Below are 16,291 nucleotides of genomic sequence, written 5' to 3' on the forward strand. Positions count from 1 at the left end.
CCGCGGGAGGCCCCGGCGACCGGGCTCACCGTCCGTGCACCGGCGGCCTGCGCAGCGCGGGCGGCAGCCGGCGCGCGCCGTCGCCCTGGACGGCCGCCGCGTCGTCGGGATTGACCAGCCGGCAGGTCGTCATGGACAGGCAGCCGCAGCCGATGCAGCCGTCCAGGCCGTCGCGCAGCGCGGTCAGCGCGTCGATCTGCTCGTCCAGCCTGCCCCGCCAGGCCTTCGACAGCCGCGACCAGTCGGCGCGGGTCGGCGTGCGCTCGGCGGGCAGCGAGTCCAGCGCGGCCCGCACCTCGTCCAGCCCGATGCCGAGCGAGCGGGCCGCCCGGACGAACGCCAGCCTGCGCAGCACGCTGCGGCGGTATCGGCGCTGCCCGCCCGAGGTGCGGCTCGCCGAGATCAGCCCCTCCCGCTCGTAGTAGCGCAGCGCCGAGTGCGGGAAGCCGCTCCGCTCCACGATCTCGCCGATCGTCAGGAGATCGCCCGACTCCATCTCCTCCACCCCCTCCGACACCGTCCGGCTCCCGGTCCGATCCTGAAGCTCAGTTCACCATCATGCCGTTCGTCGCGCTCCGGCCACCTGCGGCGACATCCGCCCGTCGGTGCGGACCGGCCGTCCGCCGGGTTGCCCCGCAGCCGCTCTCAAGATCGATTTCTCGGTGAGCGGTGCCTGCGGCGCGGCGACCGACACCCCCGGGGCTGGACCTGCCGGGCGGACCCCTCTACGGTGATCCGCAAGTCATCACGGTCCGATCACGAGCGGGCCAGGAGCCGGAATCCCCGACCGGCTCGCCCGGGACCCCCGACCCGGCCGCTCGGTGCTCGGTGCCGTCCGTTGATCGTGAAAGGGCAACCCTTGCCAGGACACCGCTCCCCCGGTGGCCGCCGCGTGTTCCCCCGACCCGTGGCGACCCATCCCGCAGTGACAGCAACACCCGGTGCCCGCACCGTCCGCTCCCCCGGGGCCGCACACGCGGCCCGCCGTGCCGGGACCGCGACAGCGGCCACCGGCGCCGCCTTCGGCGTGCTCGCCTCCGGCGCGTTCGCCACGATCGTCCCGACCACGCTGGACGGGACTGCCACCGAGGCCGAGGCCGAGGAGTCGACCGCCGCGACGACCCTCGCCGCGTACTCGGCGACGATCCCGTCGGCGACGGCGACCTCCGACGGCAGCCCGTCCGGGTACTTCAGCCCGGTCTCGTTCGAGCACTCCGGTGCCGCAACCGGTGCGCTGCAGGCGGCCGCCCCGGCAGACGACGGCGACATCGCCTCGATGGGCAAGGCCCGCGAGATCGCCGACCGGATCGCCGAGGAGCACCGGCTGGCGGCCGAGGCGCAGGCCCAGCGCGAGGCCGAGCAGGCCCGGCTCCAGGAGCTGATCGCGCAGGGCGGCGTGGACGCCTGGATCGCCGAGGCGCTCGACCACATGGGCCTGTCGCAGTCCTACGCGACCGGGCTCAAGCGGATCATCATGAAGGAGTCCAACGGCGATCCCGACGCGATCAACAACTGGGACTCCAACGCCCTGCGCGGCACCCCCTCGGAGGGCCTGATGCAGGTCATCCCGTCGACGTTCGCGGCGTACGTGCACCCGGACTTCGCGCACGAGGACATCACCCACCCGATCGCGAACATCACCGCCGGCGTCCGGTACATGATCGACCGGTACGGCATCGACACCCTCGCGGCGGGCGGCCGGACCGGCGCGAACGGCGGGTACATCGGCTACTGACCGGCGGTTCACCCCATCGGTGTGGCGTGTCGTTCCGGGCCACGACTGTGACGGCGGTCGGCAGGGGGAACCTGCCGGCCGCCTTTCCCGTTGTGGAAAGTAATATCTGCTTTAACGTCCGTGGCCGAGAGGAGCTCCCCGCTCGTGACCTCCCCCGGTGGAGCGCACGCCCGCACCGGCGCCGCCACGAGCGGCGACGGTTCGAGGTCTCGGTTCCGGCCCGAGCTCCAGGGACTGCGCGCACTCGCGGTCCTCCTGGTCGTCGTCTACCACATCTGGTTCGATCGCGTCTCCGGCGGCGTGGACGTCTTCTTCCTGATCACCGGATTCCTCATCGTCGGCGGGCTGTACCGCGCGGCCGGCCGCGGCGGGATCGACCTGCTCGCGACCTGGCGGCGGCAGCTGTCCCGGCTGCTGCCCGCCATCACCGTGGTGCTGGGCACCGGGATCGCGGCCGGCGCGTTCCTGCTCCCGGAGAGCCGGTGGCTGCCCACGGTCCGGGAGACCGTCGCGTCGCTGCTGTTCGTGCAGAACTGGGAGCTGGCCAACAACGCTGTCGACTACGCCGCGATGAACAACGCGGCGAGCATGGTGCAGCACTTCTGGTCGCTGTCCATCCAGGGCCAGTTCTACCTCGTCGCGCCCCTGCTGGTGGCCGGTGTCGCGGTCGCCGCCCGGCGGGACGGCGCCGACCTGCACGCCCGGCTGACCGGCACGCTGGTCGTCGTCGGCGGGGCGTCGCTGGCGTACTCGGTGTACCTGACGCTGGTCAACCAGCCGCTCGCCTACTTCCACTCGCTGACCCGGCTCTGGGAGTTCGCGCTCGGCGGCCTGCTCGCGCTGTGGATCTCCCGGATCGAGTACCGGCCGGAGCTCACCCCGCCCGCGCGGGCTGCGCTCGGCTGGTTCGGCGTCGTCGCGCTGGTGTCCTGCGGCGTGCTGCTGCAGGTGGACCGGGCGTTCCCCGGCTGGGCCGCGCTGTGGCCGACACTCGCCGCGGCGATGGTGCTCGTCGCCGGGCGCTCCGGGCACCCGCTGGGTGTGGACCGGCTGCTGTCCGGCCCGGTGCTGCGCCGGATCGGCGACATCTCGTTCCCGCTGTACCTGTGGCACTGGCCGATCCTGGTGCTGACGCTGGTGTACACCGGCGCCGACCGGCTCGGGGCGGCCGCGGGCACCGCGGTGATCGCCGCGTCGTTCGTGCTGGCCTGGCTCACCCACCGGTTCGTCGAGCAGCCGATCGCGGCGCTGGACGTGCGGCGGGCGCTGCGCACCGGCGGCGCGCTCGCGCTGGTCGTCCTGCTCGGTGCCGGCGCCTGGTACGGGGTGGCCGCCGCCCGCTCGTCGGTCGAGGTCGACATCGGGTCGCCGACCCACCCCGGGGCGGCCGCGCTGACCGCCGGGGTGCAGTACGCCGGGCTCGGCGAGGAGCCGGGCTCGGAGGTCGCCCTCGCGCCGTCCCTGGTGCAGGCCGGTGACGACTGGAGCTACCGGCGCGGGACCTGGCTGTGCGACCCGATCGAACGGCCCGAGGTGCACCTGTGCACCATCCCGGCGCCCGGCCCGGAACCGGCCGAGCGGCGGATCGCTGTGGTCGGCGACTCGCACGCCCAGCAGTACGTCGCGTCGCTGATGCCGGTCGCCGCCGAGCGGAACTGGGAGATCATCGGCATGTTCCGCGGCGCCTGCCCGTTCTCGACGACCGCCGAGTCCGAGTGGGCCGAGAACGGCTGCGCCGAGTGGAACGCCGAGGTGGCCGAGGAGCTGGCCGAGCAGCAGCCGGACGCCGTCGTCACGCTCGCCACCCGCGAGGTCCGGCCCGGCCTGACCGAGGTCACCCCGCAGGGCTTCGTGGACGCCTGGAAGAAGATGGACGACGCCGGCGTGGCCGTGGTGGCCGTCCGGGACAACCCGCGGCCGCCGTTCTTCGTGCCGGAGTGCGTCGGCCGGGAGGGCAGGCACGCGGAGGCGTGCGGGATGCCCCGCGAGGACGTCTACGCCCCGCTGCCGCCGTACGCGCTGCTCCCGGACGTCCCGCCGAACGTCTCGTTCGTCGACACCGCCCCGGCGATCTGCGAGCCGGACTTCTGCCCCAGCGAGATCGGGAACGTGCTCGTCTACATGGACGACAACCACCTGACCGCGACCTACGCCGAGAGCATGGCCCCGCTGTTCGACGAGCACTTCACCCACCGGCTCGGCTGGTGAGGGCTCACACCGGGCGCACGCTCCGGCCGTCGACGGCGACCACGTCGCCGCGGCGCAGCTGAGCGCCGCGCCGGTACTCCGGCTCGCCGTTCACCGTCACCAGGCCGGACTCGAGCAGCTCGCGGGCGTGCCCGCCGTCCTCGGCGAGGTTCGCCAGCTTGAGGAACTGGCCGATCCGGATCGGCTCGTCGCGGATCGGGACGTCGGCCGGGCTGCTCGGGGGCGTCATGGCCCCCATTCTGGCCGGTCCCCGGGTCCGTAGCATCGACCGGCGTGGCAGACCACTACTTCACGGCCACGCCGTCGGTCGCGAGCCGGCCGGGCGAGGTCCGGCTGCACGCCGACGGCGTGGACCTGACCCTCGCGACCGACACCGGCGTGTTCTCCGGCGGCCGGATCGACCGGGGCACCCGGGTGCTGCTGGACGCGGCGCCGATGCCACCGGTCCGCGGGCCGATGCTGGACGTCGGCTGCGGCTACGGCCCGATCGCGCTCACCCTCGCCGCGCGCCGCAGGCGGCTGCCGGTGTGGGCGGTGGACCTCAACGAGCGGGCGCTGGGCCTCACCCGGGCGAACGCGCAGCGCGCCGGACTGGGCAACGTGACGGCCTGCCTGCCGGACGAGGTGCCCGCCGACCTGTCGTTCGCCGGGATCTACTCGAACCCGCCGATCCGGTCCGGGAAGCCGGCCCTGCACGCGCTGCTGCTGCGCTGGCTGCCCCGGCTGATGCCGGACGGGCGGGCCTGGCTGGTCGTGGCGAAGAACCTGGGATCGGACTCGCTGCAGCGCTGGCTGGAGCACGAGCAGGGGTTCCCGACGGTCCGGCTGGTCTCCGAGAAGGGCTACCGGGTGCTGGAGGTCGCGCCGCGCGAGCCGTGACACGACGAAGGCCCCCGGATCTCTCCGGGGGCCTTCGCATCGTGGTAGCGGGGGTAGGATTCGAACCTACGACCTCTGGGTTATGAGCCCAGCGAGCTACCGAGCTGCTCCACCCCGCGCCGTCCGGAACCGGTCGTCTCGACCTCTGTGGCTCCGTCTGTGTTGTGTCCCCACAGTACCTCGCCGCTCCCGGCGCCCGCACAGGGGGGTCCGGGTCCCGGCGCCGGCCCACGCGTGCACCGGATCCGTTGCGCCCGAGCGCATCCGACCCGCACACGACGACGGCCCCCGGGAGATCCCGGGGGCCGTCGTGTGGTGGTAGCGGGGGCAGGATTCGAACCTGCGACCTCTGGGTTATGAGCCCAGCGAGCTACCGAGCTGCTCCACCCCGCGCCGAACGGAACCGGCCGTGTCGACCGTGTGGCCTCGACCCCGTGGCTCCGTCTGTGTTGTGTCCCCACCGTACACCGCGGGCCCGGGACCCCGTCCACCGGGGTCCCGGGCCCGCCGGGTGCGTGGTGTTCAGCCGCCGGAGTTCTGGAACTGCTCGACGGCGCGGTCCAGCTCGGCCAGCGCGTCGCCCTGGCGGGCGAAGTCACCGGCCTGCTGGGCGGCCCGCAGGTCGTTCAGCGCGTCCCGGATCTCCTGCGCCGCGGTCGCCTGGGCACCGGTCGGTGCGGCGGGCGGCGCCGGGGTCTCCGCACCGTTCGGGTCCGGCGGCTCCTGCTGGGCGGGCTGCTCACCGGTGGTCGGCGCCGCACCGCCCGCCGCGTCACCGGCACCGGCACCGAACACCTCGTCCAGCGCCGCGGACAGGCTGGCGTTGTAGCCGACCCGGCCGCCGTAGCTCACCAGCACGCGGGCGAGCTGCGGATAGGACGAGTCCTGCCCGGCCCGCTCGATGTAGACCGGCTCGACGTAGAGCAGCCCGCCGGCCACCGGGAGGGTGAGCAGGTTGCCGTAGTCGATCGTGGTCTGGTTCTGCCGGAGCAGGTTCAGCTCCTGCGAGACCTCCGGCGAGCCCAGGAACTGGGCCTGCACCTGCTGCGGACCCAGCGTCTGGGTCTCGTTGGGCAGCTGCAGCACGGTGATCTGGCCGTAGTTCTCCGGATCGGAGGCGGCCGAGACGTAGGAGGCGAGGAACTGCCGGCGCAGGCTCACCAGCGCGCTGGTGAGCTGGAACGACGCGCCCTCCTGGTTCGGCAGGCCGGCGTAGAGGTAGTACGGCGGCTGCGCGTCCTGCGCACCGCCCTCGGTGCCGCCGGCCGCGGTCGGGTCGGACGGGACGTCCCAGAACGACACCGTCGAGAAGAACTCGCCGGGGTTGTCCACGTGGTAGCGGGTCAGCAGCTCCCGCTGGACCTTGAACTGGTCCTCCGGGTAGCGCAGGTGCGCCTCCAGGTCCGGGCTGATCTCCGAGCGCGGCGTGACGGTGCCCGGGAACGCGTTCTCCCAGGTCTGCAGGACGGGGTCGTTCTCGTCGAACTCGTAGAGCCGCACGGTGCCGTCGTAGGCGTCGACCGTGGCCTTCACCGAGTTGCGCAGGTAGCTGATCGTCTCGTTCGGCAGCTGCTGGCCGTCCGGCCCGAGCCGCGAGTCGGCGGTGGCGTCGCCGAGCTCGACCCGCTCGGCGTACGGGTAGTCCCGCAGCGTGGTGTAGCCGTCGACGATCCACTGGATCCGCCCGTCGACCACGGCCGGGTACGGGTCGTTGTCCAGGGTCAGCCAGGGGGCGACGGCCTGCACGCGGTCCCGCGGGTTCCGCACGTACATGATCTTCGACTCGGAGTTGATCGAGCTGTTGAACAGGATGTTCCGCTCGCCGTAGGCCAGCGCGAACACGGCCCGGTTGAACAGCCCGCCGACCGGGACGCCGCCGGCGCCGGTGTAGGTGTACTGCGCCTCGTCGGAGTCGTACTCCCGCGGCGGGGTGCCCTCCTCGGCGCCGACGATCGAGTACTGGTTGTCCAGCAGCTCGCCGTAGTAGATCCGCGGCTGGTCGACCGGGATCCGGCCCTGGGTCTGGGTGTCGCTGACGGTGAACAGCGGCAGGCCGCCCTGGCCGCCCGCGTCCTCCAGCGCCTCGTTGACCTGGTTCGCCGGTGCGGCCACGAAGCCGTTGCCGTGCGTGTAGACGAGATGCCGGTTGATCCAGTCCTGCTGGTTGCCGACGAGCGCGTTCGCGTCCATCTCGCGGGCCGCGACGACGTAGTCCTGGGTCTCGCCGTCGATCGTGTACCGGTCGATGTCCAGGTTCGGCGCGAAGCCGTAGAAGTTCCGTCGCTGCTGGAGCTGGGTGAACGTCCGGTTCAGCTTGCCCGGGTCGAGCAGCCGGATGTTCGGGATGGTGTCGGTGTCCGCCCGGACCTGCGCCGGTGTCGCCTCGGACTCCCCGGCGTAGGGCACGATGTTGACGTTGTCCGGGCCGATGCCGAACGCGTCCCGGGTGGCCGCGATGTTCCGTTCGATCGATGGCGCCTCGCGCTCGTTCGCGTTCGGTGCGACCACGAACTGCTGCAGCACCAGCGGGAACGCCGTGCCGACCAGGATCGACGAGATCACCAGGATGACCACGGCGACGGCCGGGATCTGCAGGTTCTGCCGGAACGCGGCGACGAAGAACGCCAGCGCGCACACCACCGCGATGATCAGCAGGATGAGCTTCGCCGGGAGCACCGCGTTCAGGTCGGTGTAGGTCGCCCCGTAGAACGTCTGCGAGTTCCGGTTCGACCACAGCAGGTCGTACCGGTCGAACCAGTAGGCGACCGCCTTGAGCAGCACGAACACGCCGGCCAGCACGGCCAGCTGGGCCCGGGCGGCGGTGGAGACGAAGCCGGACCGGCCGGTCAGCCGGATGCCGCCGAAGATGTAGTGGGTGACCAGCGCCAGCACGAAGCACAGCGCGATCGCGACGAACAGCCAGTTCAGCACCATCCGCATGAACGGCAGGGTGAACGCGTAGAACGCGATGTCGTTGCCGAACTCCGGATCCACCTGCCCGAACGGCGTGCCGTGCAGGAACATCTGCACGGTCTGCCACTGCACCGGCGCGGCCAGGCCGGCGATCAGGCCGATCGCGACCGGCACCCCGACGGCGAACAGCCGGAGCCGCTGGATGATCGTCGTGCGGTAGCGGGCGACCGGGTCCTCCGGGCCGGAGACCGGGACGAACACCGGGCGGTACCGGTAGGCCAGCCACAGGGTCAGCGCGACCAGACCGCCGACCACCAGGCCGACGACGCCGAACAGCACGATCTGGGTGAACAGCCGGGTGAGCTGCACGCTCCGGAAGCCGACCTCACCGAACCACAGGTAGTCGACATAGAAGTTCAGCAGCCGCGAGCCACCGAGCAGAAGCACTACGAGGACGCCCGCGGCGGCCAGCAGGATCCGGGTTCGGCGGGTCAGCGACGGCGCTCCCACAGGGGGCCGCATGGACGACACGGGCACGCTCCACAGCTCGGGTACGACATCGCAGAGATTCGGCCGGCGGGGAGCGACGGCAGGTTCTCCGACTGTCAACTCTACGGCGACGGCGTGAGTTCCCGGTTGAGCCCCGGCGGTTCCGCCATCCCACCACGAAAACGACAGTTCGGACAGGCCGCCCGGCACCCAGCCGCGTCCCGGACCGATCACGACCGTAAGGTGCGCGCGTGGGCCTTCGATCATCGACGTGGGTGACGGCACTGCTGGTGCTGCTGGGTCTCACCGTCGTCGGATCGGTGCTGCCCGCACCGGTCGTCGCGCTGGGTCCCGGCCCGACGTTCGACACCCTCGGCGATGTCGACGGCACCCCGGTGGTGTCCGCCCAGGGGCTGCCGACCTACCCCACCGAGGGACACCTCAACATGACCACCGTCGGCGTCACCGACGGGATCACCACGATCCGGGCGCTCGGGCTGTGGGCATCCGGGACGCACCGGCTCGCGCCGCGGTCCTCGCTCTACCCGCCCGGGCGCAGCACCGACGAGGTCACCGCCGAGAACCAGCAGGAGTTCGACGGCTCGATCGCGAACGCCGAGGCCGCCGCGCTCAACCACCTCGGGCTGCCCACCCGGGTGACGGTCGGCGCGCTCACCGACGACTCCCCCTCCGCCGGGGTGCTGGAGGTGGGCGACGAGATCCGCGGCGTCGGCGGCGCCCCGGTCGCCTCGGTCCAGGCGCTGCTCGACGCGCTCGGCACCGCACGCCCCGGCGAGCCGCTGGAGCTCACGGTGTCCCGCGACGGCGCCGCCCCGCGCGAGGTGACCGTCACCCCGGCGCCGCACCCCGAGGCCCCGGAGCGCGCGTTCCTCGGCATCACCCCGGCGACGACGCCCGCCGACGGGCAGCGGCTGTCGATCACCCTCGGCGACGTCGGCGGGCCGTCCGCCGGGCTGATGTTCAGCCTGGCGCTGGTGGACAAGCTGACGCCGGGCCCGCTCACCGGCGGCCGGTTCGTCGCCGGGACGGGCACCATCAACGCCGAGGGCGTCGTCGGCCCGATCAGCGGCATCCGGTTCAAGATGATCAAGGCGCAGGAGGTCGGCGCGGAGACGTTCCTGGTCCCGGCCGCGAACTGCGCCGAGGCCGCCGCGGACGCCCCCGACGGCCTGCAGCTGGTCCGGGTCGGCACGCTCGACGAGGCCGTCGCCGCGCTGGAGACGCTGGACGCCGGTGGCACGCCGGCGTCCTGCACGGAGTAGGCCCGGCACGGAACGGCCCGTACCGGTTCGCCGCCCGCGAACAGGCCCGGCGACCTGTGCCGACACCGGATCGCGGTGCCGCGGGCGGAGGCGTCGGACACCCCGTCCCGCGTACGGTGGGACGCATGAGCGACATCCCGTTCGGCTTCGGCCCCGCCGACCGTGACCGTGACAAGGACGAGGAGGGGCGCGGCCCCGACTCCTCCGCCGGCTCCGGTGACGGGTCCGGCGGCGAGCAGGAGGGACCGCCGGATCCGTTCGGCTTCGGGTCGCACCCGGCGTCCGGGGACACCCCGGCCGGCCAGCAGCAGAACCCGTTCGCGGCGTTCGGCACGGGCGGGCTGCCGGGCATGCCCGGGATGCCGGGCGGCGCGGGCGGCAACTTCGACATGAGCCAGCTCGGGCAGATGCTGTCCCAGCTCGGCCAGATGCTCAGCCACGCGGGCACCGGGTCCGGCGACGGCGGGCCGGTCAACTACGACCTCGCCGCCCAGCTCGCCACCCAGCAGCTCGCGCAGACGACGTCGTCGCTCACCGACGACCAGCGCACCGCCGTGACCGAGGCCGTCCGGCTCGCCGAGCTGTGGCTGGACCCGGCCACCGAGTTCCCGTCCGCGGGCGGCGAGGTCAAGGCGTGGACACCCAGCGACTGGGTGCGCGCGGGCATGCCCACCTGGAAGCGGCTGTGCGACCCGGTCGCGCGCCGGCTGTCCGCGGCCTGGGTCGAGGGCCTGCCCGAGGAGGTCCGCAGCGCGGCGGGCCCGATGCTGGCGATGCTCGGCCAGATGGGCGGGATGGCGTTCGGCAGCCAGCTCGGCCAGGGTCTCGCGCAGCTCGGCAAGGAGGTGCTCACCTCCACCGAGCTGGGCATCCCGGTCGGCCCGGAGCGCACCGCGGCGCTGCTGCCGGAGGCGATCGCCCGGTTCACCGAGGGCCTGGACCGCCCGGCCGGCGAGGTGACCCTCTACCTGGCCGCCCGCGAGGCCGCCCACCAGCGGCTGTTCACCCACGTGCACTGGCTCCGCGAGCGGCTGCTCGGCGCGGTCGAGGACTACGCCCGCGGCATCACCGTCGACACCTCCCGGATCGAGGAGCTCGCCCAGGGCATCGACCCGTCGAACCCGGAGTCGATCCAGGAGGCCATGCAGTCCGGCATGTTCGAGCCGGAGGACACCCCGCAACAGAAGGCCGCGCTGGCCCGGCTGGAGACGCTGCTCGCGCTCGTCGAGGGCTGGGTGGACACCGTCGTGGCGGAGGCGCTCGACGAGCGGCTGCCCGGCGCCGGCGCGCTGCGCGAGACGATGCGCCGCCGGCGCGCCTCGGGCGGTCCGGCCGAGCAGGCGTTCGCGACGATCGTCGGGCTGGAGCTGCGGCCGCGCAAGCTGCGGGCCGCGTCCGAGCTGTGGCAGCTGCTGCGCGACGAGCGCGGGATCGACGGCCGGGACGCGGTCTGGGCGCACCCGGACCTGATCCCGTCGGCGGACGACCTGGACGACCCGGCCGCGTTCGTCCGCGGTGGCTCCGGTGGCGGGGTGCCGGACGACCCGATCGCCGAGCTGGAGCGGCAGATGGCCGAGGACGCGCGGAAGGAGCAGGACCCGCCCGGCGGCTCCGACGCGTCCGGCTCGTCCGATGATTCCGGCGGCTCCGACGCGTCCGGCTCGTCCGACGGCGACGAGGGGCCGAAGCGCGACTCCTGAAGTGGTCCGGCTCAGCCGCCCGCGGCGGCCGCCGGGGGGTCCTGGAGCGCGACCGCAGGCGCGTCGTCGGCGGGCTCCGGGGACGCGTCGGCCGTCGCCGGGTCGCCGTCCACCCCGGTGATCCCGAGCGACGCGGCGGCGTTGAGCCCCTCCAGGTAGCCGATCGCCCGCTCGGTGCGCGGGTAGCGGTACACCCACGACCAGAAGACCTGGTCGTGCGCGGCGGACAGCAGGTGCCCGAGCTCGTGCACCAGGACGTAGTCGACGACCCAGCCGGGGGCGTCCCGGAGCCGCTCGCTGATCCGGATGGTGCGGTCGTCGGGCGTGCAGGACGCCCAGCGGGTCCGCATCGTCGGGACCCAGCGGACCGACACCGGCGTCGCGCGGCCCTCCAGCCAGCGCGCCGACAGCTCGTTCGCCCGGCGCAGCAGGGCCTCGTCGCCGCGGCGGCCCGGTGAGCGCCGCCGGGCCTCGCTGGCCTCGATCCGCTTGACCATCTCGGCGACCCAGTCGCGTTCCTGCTCGGCGGACATCCAGCCGGGGATGAACACGACGACGCGATCGCCCTCGCGGCGCGCACTGACCATCCGCTTCCGGCGGGCGCTGCGTCGGACCTCGACCGGGGAGCTCGCCATGGGACAAGAGTAAGCCGACCTGACATCCGATGTGAGCCGCCGGTACGGGCCGATCCGGCCGGTTGCCGGCTCCGGACGACGGGCCGGCCGCGGCGTCCCGTCCTCCCCCGGCCGGACCGCGCCGCGGAACCGGCCCCCGGCGCCCCGTGTGCTGCCCCGTGTGCTTCTGCGAACGCCGGCCGGATTCCGCCACGCGCACCCGGCCGCACCCGCCACCGTGGCCCGATGAGCGAACTCCCGCGCCGGCTGGCGCTCGCACCGCATCACGCCATCGTGGCGACCGGACCACGCACCCGCCGGATCGGCGACGGGCCCGCCGGGACCCGGGTGCTCGACGACCTGTCCCCCGCCGTCGCGGCAACGCTGGACCGGCTCGGCGCCGGTCCCCGCACGGTCGCCGAGCTGCGGGCGGCGCTGCCGCCGGGCCGGCGCGCGGCGCTGCTGGTGCTGCTCGGCGCCCTGCTGCGGGCCGGGCTGCTCGCCGACCCGGACGACGGGGACCGGATGCTGCGACGGCGCGGATCGGCTCTGGTGGAGGTCCGCGGGGACTCGGCGCTCGGCAGCGCCGTCGTCGCCGGGCTGGCCCGCAGCGGCGTCGGCCACGTGCTGCCGCGGGTGACCGGGACGGTCGACGGCGCGGACGTCGCCGCCGGGCTCCCCGCCGGGGACGGCCGCCGGGCCCGAGCGTTGCACGACCTGCTCGCCGCCGCGGGTGTCCGGTCCGGGCCGGCCGGGCGGGTCCCGCCCGATCTGGTGGTCCTCGCCGGGGCGCGGGACGCGGCCCCGGACAGCGCGGCCGTCCACCTCGTCGTCACGCTGCGCAACGGACGTGGGGTGGTCGGGCCGCTGCTCCTGCCCGGCGGTGGCCCCTGCCCGGAGTGCCGGGACCGCGACCGCGACCCGTCCGCCGCGCTCCCGGCGCCCCGCACGGGCGATCCGCACGTCGTCGCCGCGACCGCCGCGCTGGCCGTCGCCCAGGTTCTCGCCGCGCTGGACGGCCCGGCGGCCGGGCGCCCCCCGCCCGCGTCGTGGCGGACCGAGCTGGAACTCGCCGCGGACCTGGCGTCGATCACCGCCCGTCCGCTCCGCGGGCGCCCCGGCTGCCCCTGCGATGCAGCGGTGATCCGCAGGACGGCACCCATGACAACACCCACCGCGAGGTGCGCTCCGCCCCGCCCCGGGTGGACAATCGTGGGGTGAGCGACATTCCCCGCCGGACCGCATCGCGTACCGCCAAGCTCGCGGGCATCCCGCTCGGCGTCGCGGGGCGGGCCGCGGCCGGCTTCGGCCGCCGGCTCACCGGTGGCGACCGGGACGAGATCTCGGCGCAGCTCGCCGCGAAGAGCGCCGAGCAGCTGTTCGCGGTGCTCGGCGAGCTCAAGGGCGGCGCCATGAAGTTCGGGCAGGCACTGTCCGTGTTCGAGGCGGCGGTGCCGGACGAGTACGCCGAGCCGTACCGGGAGGCCCTCACCAAGCTGCAGACGGCGGCACCGCCGATGCCGATGGCCGATGTCGACCACATGCTCACCCAGCAGTTCGGCCGCTCCTGGCGCTCCCGGTTCACCGAGTTCGACGAGACCCCGGCCGCGTCGGCCAGCATCGGCCAGGTGCACCGCGCCGTGTGGAAGCGCGACGGCCGCGAGGTCGCCGTCAAGGTGCAGTACCCGGGCGCCGAGGAGGCCCTGCGCTCGGACCTGCGCCAGCTCGGGCGGATGAGCCGGATCCTGCAGCCGCTGGTCCCCGGGATGGAGATCAAGCCCCTGGTCAACGAGCTTCGCGAGCGGATGGAGGAGGAGCTCGACTACCGCGACGAGGCCGGCTACCAGCGCGAGTTCGCGGCCTTCTTCGCCGACGACCCGGACGTCAAGGTCCCCCGGGTGGTCGGGTCCGCCCCCAAGGCCGTCATCACCGAGTGGGTCGAGGCGCGCAGGCTGTCCTCGGTCATCCGGGACGGCACCCGGGAGGAGCGCGACCACGCCGGCGAGCGGCTCGCCCGGTTCCACTACTCGGCCCCGGACCGCACGCACCTGCTGCACGCCGACCCGCATCCGGGCAACTTCGGCATCCTCGACGACGGCCGGTTGCTGGTGCTGGACTTCGGCGCGGTCGCCCGGATGCCGGACGGCATGCCGCCCGAGCTGGTGGCGATGACCAAGTACGCGCTGGAGGGACGCGGCGCCGAGCTGATGACGCTGATGCGCTCGGCCGGGTTCGTCCGCGACGGCGCCCGGATCGACCAGGAGCAGATCCTCGGCTACCTGGCGCCGTTCACCGAGCCGCTGGAGAACGACGAGTTCCACTTCAGCCGGCGCTGGATCCAGTCGCAGGCCGAGCGGGTCGGTGACCTGCGCAGCCCGGAGGCCGCGATCGGGCGGTCGCTGAACCTGCCGCCGCGCTTCCTGCTGGTGCACCGGGTGACGATGGGGACGCTCGGCATCCTCTGCCAGCTCGACGCCCGGGTGCGGCTGCGGGAGATCGTCGAGCACTGGCAGCCGGAGATGTTCGAGGGGCCGGCGGCCTCCTGACGGGCGCGGCCGCTGACCGCAGCCGCGCCGTCACCGGGACCGCAGCCCGGCCAGGGTCCGCTCGAGCGCGGCCTGCGCCGCGTCCCGGTCGGCGTCGGTCGTCCCGGGCCCGGCGAGCCACATCGCGAGCTCGTTCATCGCCCCGGACAGCAGCCTGGCCAGCGGCTCGATCGGCTGCGGCGCCAGGTCGCCGTGCTGCACCAGCACCCGCAGCGCGGCGGCGAGATGGCGGCCGGAGGTGCGCTCGTCGAGCTCCCGCCAGGCCGGCCAGCCGAGAACCGCAGGCCCGTCGACCAGCATGATCCGGGCAGTGGCCGGGCCGGTGCTGGCCTCGATGAAGGCCCGGCAGCCGGCCAGCATCTGCTGCCACGGGTCGTCCGGGTGCCCGCGGGCCGCATCGAGCACCCGTTCGGCGACCCGTTCCTGCACCCGTTCCAGGACGGCCGCGAAGAGCGCCGCCTTCCCGTCGAACTGGTGGTAGAGCGCACCCTTGGTGACACCGGCACCGCCGACGACCGCCGGCAGCCCGACCGCGCCGTAGCCGTCCCGCGCGAACAGCCGCTCCGCCTCGTCGAGCAGCGCCCGCCGGGTCCGCTCCCGCTGCTCTACCCGCACACCCATGCCGTCTCCCGTCGTTGACATACCGATGGTACGTCAGTAGCTTTTCGCATACCAACGGTATGTAAATCTCGGGAGGAACCGTGCTGAGCAGCTGCTATCCCGTGCTCGCCACCGACGACGTCGCCGCCGCGCGGGCGTTCTGGACCGGCCCGATGGGCTTCGAGATCACCTTCGACGCCGACTGGTACGTGAGCCTGCGACGCGAGGGTCACGAGATCGCGGTGCTCGACCGCGACCATCCGACGATCCCCGAGGCGTACCGCGGGAGATCGGCGGCGGGCGTGCTGGTGAACCTGGAGGTGGACGACGTCGACGCCGAGTGGACGCGGCTGGTCGTGCAGGGCGGTCTGCCGCTCGCGTTGGAGCTGCGCGACGAGGACTTCGGGCAGCGACACTTCATCGTCGCCGGGCCGGACGGGGTGCTCGTCGACGTGATCACCGAGATCCCGCCGTCACCGGAGTTCGCCGGCGCCTTCGCCGAGGGCGGGGCGTCGGGCTGACCGGGGCGGCACCACGGCCGGCACGCGCACCGTCCGGGCGCCTCGTGCCGGGCCGGCGCAGCGCCGCCCCGGTCCCGCCGCCCCGGAGAACACCGCCCCGCCCCGCCCGGAACCGGTCCGGGCGGGGCGGTGTCATGTGTCGCAGCCGTGCGGCTCCGGATCAGGTCACGCGGGCCCGGGCCCGCTCGGCGCGGGCGGAGACCCAGTTCGCGAGCCGGGTCCAGCGCCGGGCCGCGCACAGCCGCCGGGCCAGCCGGTACTCCGCGGCCTCCCGTTGCGCCTGCTGCTGATGGGATCTCGCCAGTGCTTCATGGATGAGCGTCATTGCGTTCTCCGGGTTCACGAGGTGATCGGTGTGCGCGGCGTGGGTGGTCGGTCGCTCGGCGGGCACCGTCGGTGCGGTCATCAGGTGACTCATCTCGGTCGTCTCCTCGTCGGTCGGAATCTGTCGGGTTCTGTCGGGATCTGTCAGGGATCTGTCGGGGTCGGTCTCAGCAGCCCGCGGCCAGCGCGTAGGCGCGGTCGCGCTCCAGGTCGGCCTTGCGGGGACGGCCTCGCGGCCGCTTGCGCGGGATCACCCGGCCGCGGTCGAAGATCTCACCGCCCCACACCCCCCACGGCTCGCCGCGGGCCAGCGCGCCGGACAGGCAGGCGTCCCGCACCGGGCAGCCGGTGCAGAGCGCCTTCGCCTGCTCCAGCTCGGTCGGCGACTCGGCGAACCACAGGTCCGCGTCGCCGTTGCGGCAGGGCAGTGCCGACCACTGCCCGGCTGCTCCGGTCACCTCGGCGGGCGGATGCCCGCC

15 protein-coding genes and 2 tRNA genes are annotated in these 16,291 nt (G+C 73.8%); 8 read left to right on the forward strand and 9 right to left on the reverse strand.

All coding sequences use genetic code 11. The annotated features are described in order from the left end of the window. Positions 1–25 precede the first annotated feature (25 nt). Positions 26–496, reverse strand: coding sequence for a redox-sensitive transcriptional activator SoxR (gene soxR, locus ABZ881_RS18000; protein ID WP_358485920.1), 471 nt, complete (start codon positions 494–496; stop codon positions 26–28). Positions 497–925: 429 nt separating this feature from the next. On the opposite strand from soxR, the gene ABZ881_RS18005 reads away from it, so the two are divergent. Then, on the forward strand, positions 926–1,735 hold the full coding sequence (locus ABZ881_RS18005) for a transglycosylase SLT domain-containing protein (protein ID WP_358485844.1): 810 nt from the start codon (positions 926–928) through the stop codon (positions 1,733–1,735). A 144-nt stretch (positions 1,736–1,879) separates the two neighbouring features. Then, positions 1,880–3,943: an acyltransferase family protein gene (locus ABZ881_RS18010; RefSeq protein WP_358485846.1), complete on the forward strand. Its 2,064-nt coding sequence runs from the start codon at positions 1,880–1,882 to the stop codon at positions 3,941–3,943. 4 nt (positions 3,944–3,947) lie between these two features. Here the strand turns inward: ABZ881_RS18010 and ABZ881_RS18015 are convergent, their stop codons facing one another. After that, the gene (locus ABZ881_RS18015; RefSeq protein WP_344022495.1) at positions 3,948–4,172 is read right to left on the reverse strand and encodes an RNA-binding S4 domain-containing protein; all 225 of its coding nucleotides are present in this window, start codon (positions 4,170–4,172) and stop codon (positions 3,948–3,950) included. A gap of 44 nt (positions 4,173–4,216) precedes the next feature. Between ABZ881_RS18015 and ABZ881_RS18020 the strand changes: the two genes are divergently transcribed. Beyond that, a complete protein-coding gene (locus ABZ881_RS18020; protein WP_344022493.1) occupies positions 4,217–4,822 on the forward strand; it encodes a methyltransferase in 606 nt (201 codons plus the stop codon). A 42-nt stretch (positions 4,823–4,864) separates the two neighbouring features. On the opposite strand, the gene ABZ881_RS18025 is transcribed toward ABZ881_RS18020, so the two are convergent. The 3 genes from ABZ881_RS18025 to ABZ881_RS18035 form a co-directional block, all read right to left on the reverse strand. Beyond that, positions 4,865–4,941: transfer RNA gene (locus ABZ881_RS18025), tRNA-Met, on the reverse strand. 197 nt (positions 4,942–5,138) lie between these two features. After that, positions 5,139–5,215 (reverse strand) — tRNA-Met (locus tag ABZ881_RS18030). Positions 5,216–5,344: 129 nt separating this feature from the next. Continuing rightward, positions 5,345–8,257, reverse strand: coding sequence for a UPF0182 family protein (locus ABZ881_RS18035; RefSeq protein ID WP_344022491.1), 2,913 nt, complete (start codon positions 8,255–8,257; stop codon positions 5,345–5,347). Positions 8,258–8,499: 242 nt separating this feature from the next. On the opposite strand from ABZ881_RS18035, the gene ABZ881_RS18040 reads away from it, so the two are divergent. Together ABZ881_RS18040 and ABZ881_RS18045 are read left to right on the forward strand one after the other, a co-directional pair. After that, complete coding sequence (locus ABZ881_RS18040) at positions 8,500–9,507, forward strand: S16 family serine protease (RefSeq protein WP_358485850.1); 1,008 nt, start codon at positions 8,500–8,502, stop codon at positions 9,505–9,507. Positions 9,508–9,632: 125 nt separating this feature from the next. Continuing rightward, on the forward strand, positions 9,633–11,207 hold the full coding sequence (locus ABZ881_RS18045) for a zinc-dependent metalloprotease (protein ID WP_358485852.1): 1,575 nt from the start codon (positions 9,633–9,635) through the stop codon (positions 11,205–11,207). Between the two features lie 11 nt (positions 11,208–11,218). Here ABZ881_RS18045 and ABZ881_RS18050 read toward each other — a convergent pair whose 3' ends face one another. Continuing rightward, positions 11,219–11,842 (reverse strand): M48 family metallopeptidase, encoded by a 624-nt coding sequence (locus ABZ881_RS18050; RefSeq protein ID WP_344022485.1) that lies wholly within the window; start codon positions 11,840–11,842, stop codon positions 11,219–11,221. Between the two features lie 225 nt (positions 11,843–12,067). On the opposite strand from ABZ881_RS18050, the gene ABZ881_RS18055 reads away from it, so the two are divergent. Both ABZ881_RS18055 and ABZ881_RS18060 read left to right on the forward strand, forming a co-directional pair. Next, positions 12,068–13,042, forward strand: coding sequence for a hypothetical protein (locus ABZ881_RS18055; RefSeq protein WP_358485855.1), 975 nt, complete (start codon positions 12,068–12,070; stop codon positions 13,040–13,042). Next, entirely contained in the window at positions 13,039–14,367 is a 1,329-nt protein-coding gene (locus tag ABZ881_RS18060; RefSeq protein WP_358485858.1) for an AarF/UbiB family protein, read from the forward strand. Before ABZ881_RS18055 ends, ABZ881_RS18060 begins: the two co-directional genes overlap by 4 nt. Positions 14,368–14,397: 30 nt before the next feature. Here ABZ881_RS18060 and ABZ881_RS18065 read toward each other — a convergent pair whose 3' ends face one another. Next, complete coding sequence (locus ABZ881_RS18065; RefSeq protein ID WP_358485860.1) at positions 14,398–14,988, reverse strand: TetR/AcrR family transcriptional regulator; 591 nt, start codon at positions 14,986–14,988, stop codon at positions 14,398–14,400. Positions 14,989–15,068: 80 nt separating this feature from the next. Here ABZ881_RS18065 and ABZ881_RS18070 point away from each other — a divergent pair, with 80 nt between their 5' ends. Then, entirely contained in the window at positions 15,069–15,488 is a 420-nt protein-coding gene (locus ABZ881_RS18070; RefSeq protein WP_358485862.1) for a VOC family protein, read from the forward strand. 160 nt (positions 15,489–15,648) lie between these two features. Here ABZ881_RS18070 and ABZ881_RS18075 read toward each other — a convergent pair whose 3' ends face one another. Both ABZ881_RS18075 and ABZ881_RS18080 read right to left on the reverse strand, forming a co-directional pair. After that, entirely contained in the window at positions 15,649–15,894 is a 246-nt protein-coding gene (locus ABZ881_RS18075) for a hypothetical protein (RefSeq protein WP_358485865.1), read from the reverse strand. An 85-nt stretch (positions 15,895–15,979) separates the two neighbouring features. Beyond that, positions 15,980–16,270: a WhiB family transcriptional regulator gene (locus tag ABZ881_RS18080; RefSeq protein WP_344022473.1), complete on the reverse strand. Its 291-nt coding sequence runs from the start codon at positions 16,268–16,270 to the stop codon at positions 15,980–15,982. Between the last annotated feature and the right edge of the window lie 21 nt (positions 16,271–16,291).

It is taken from the genome of Pseudonocardia sp. NPDC046786 (genome assembly GCF_040645415.1).
Lineage (GTDB): Bacteria > Actinomycetota > Actinomycetes > Mycobacteriales > Pseudonocardiaceae > Pseudonocardia > Pseudonocardia kongjuensis.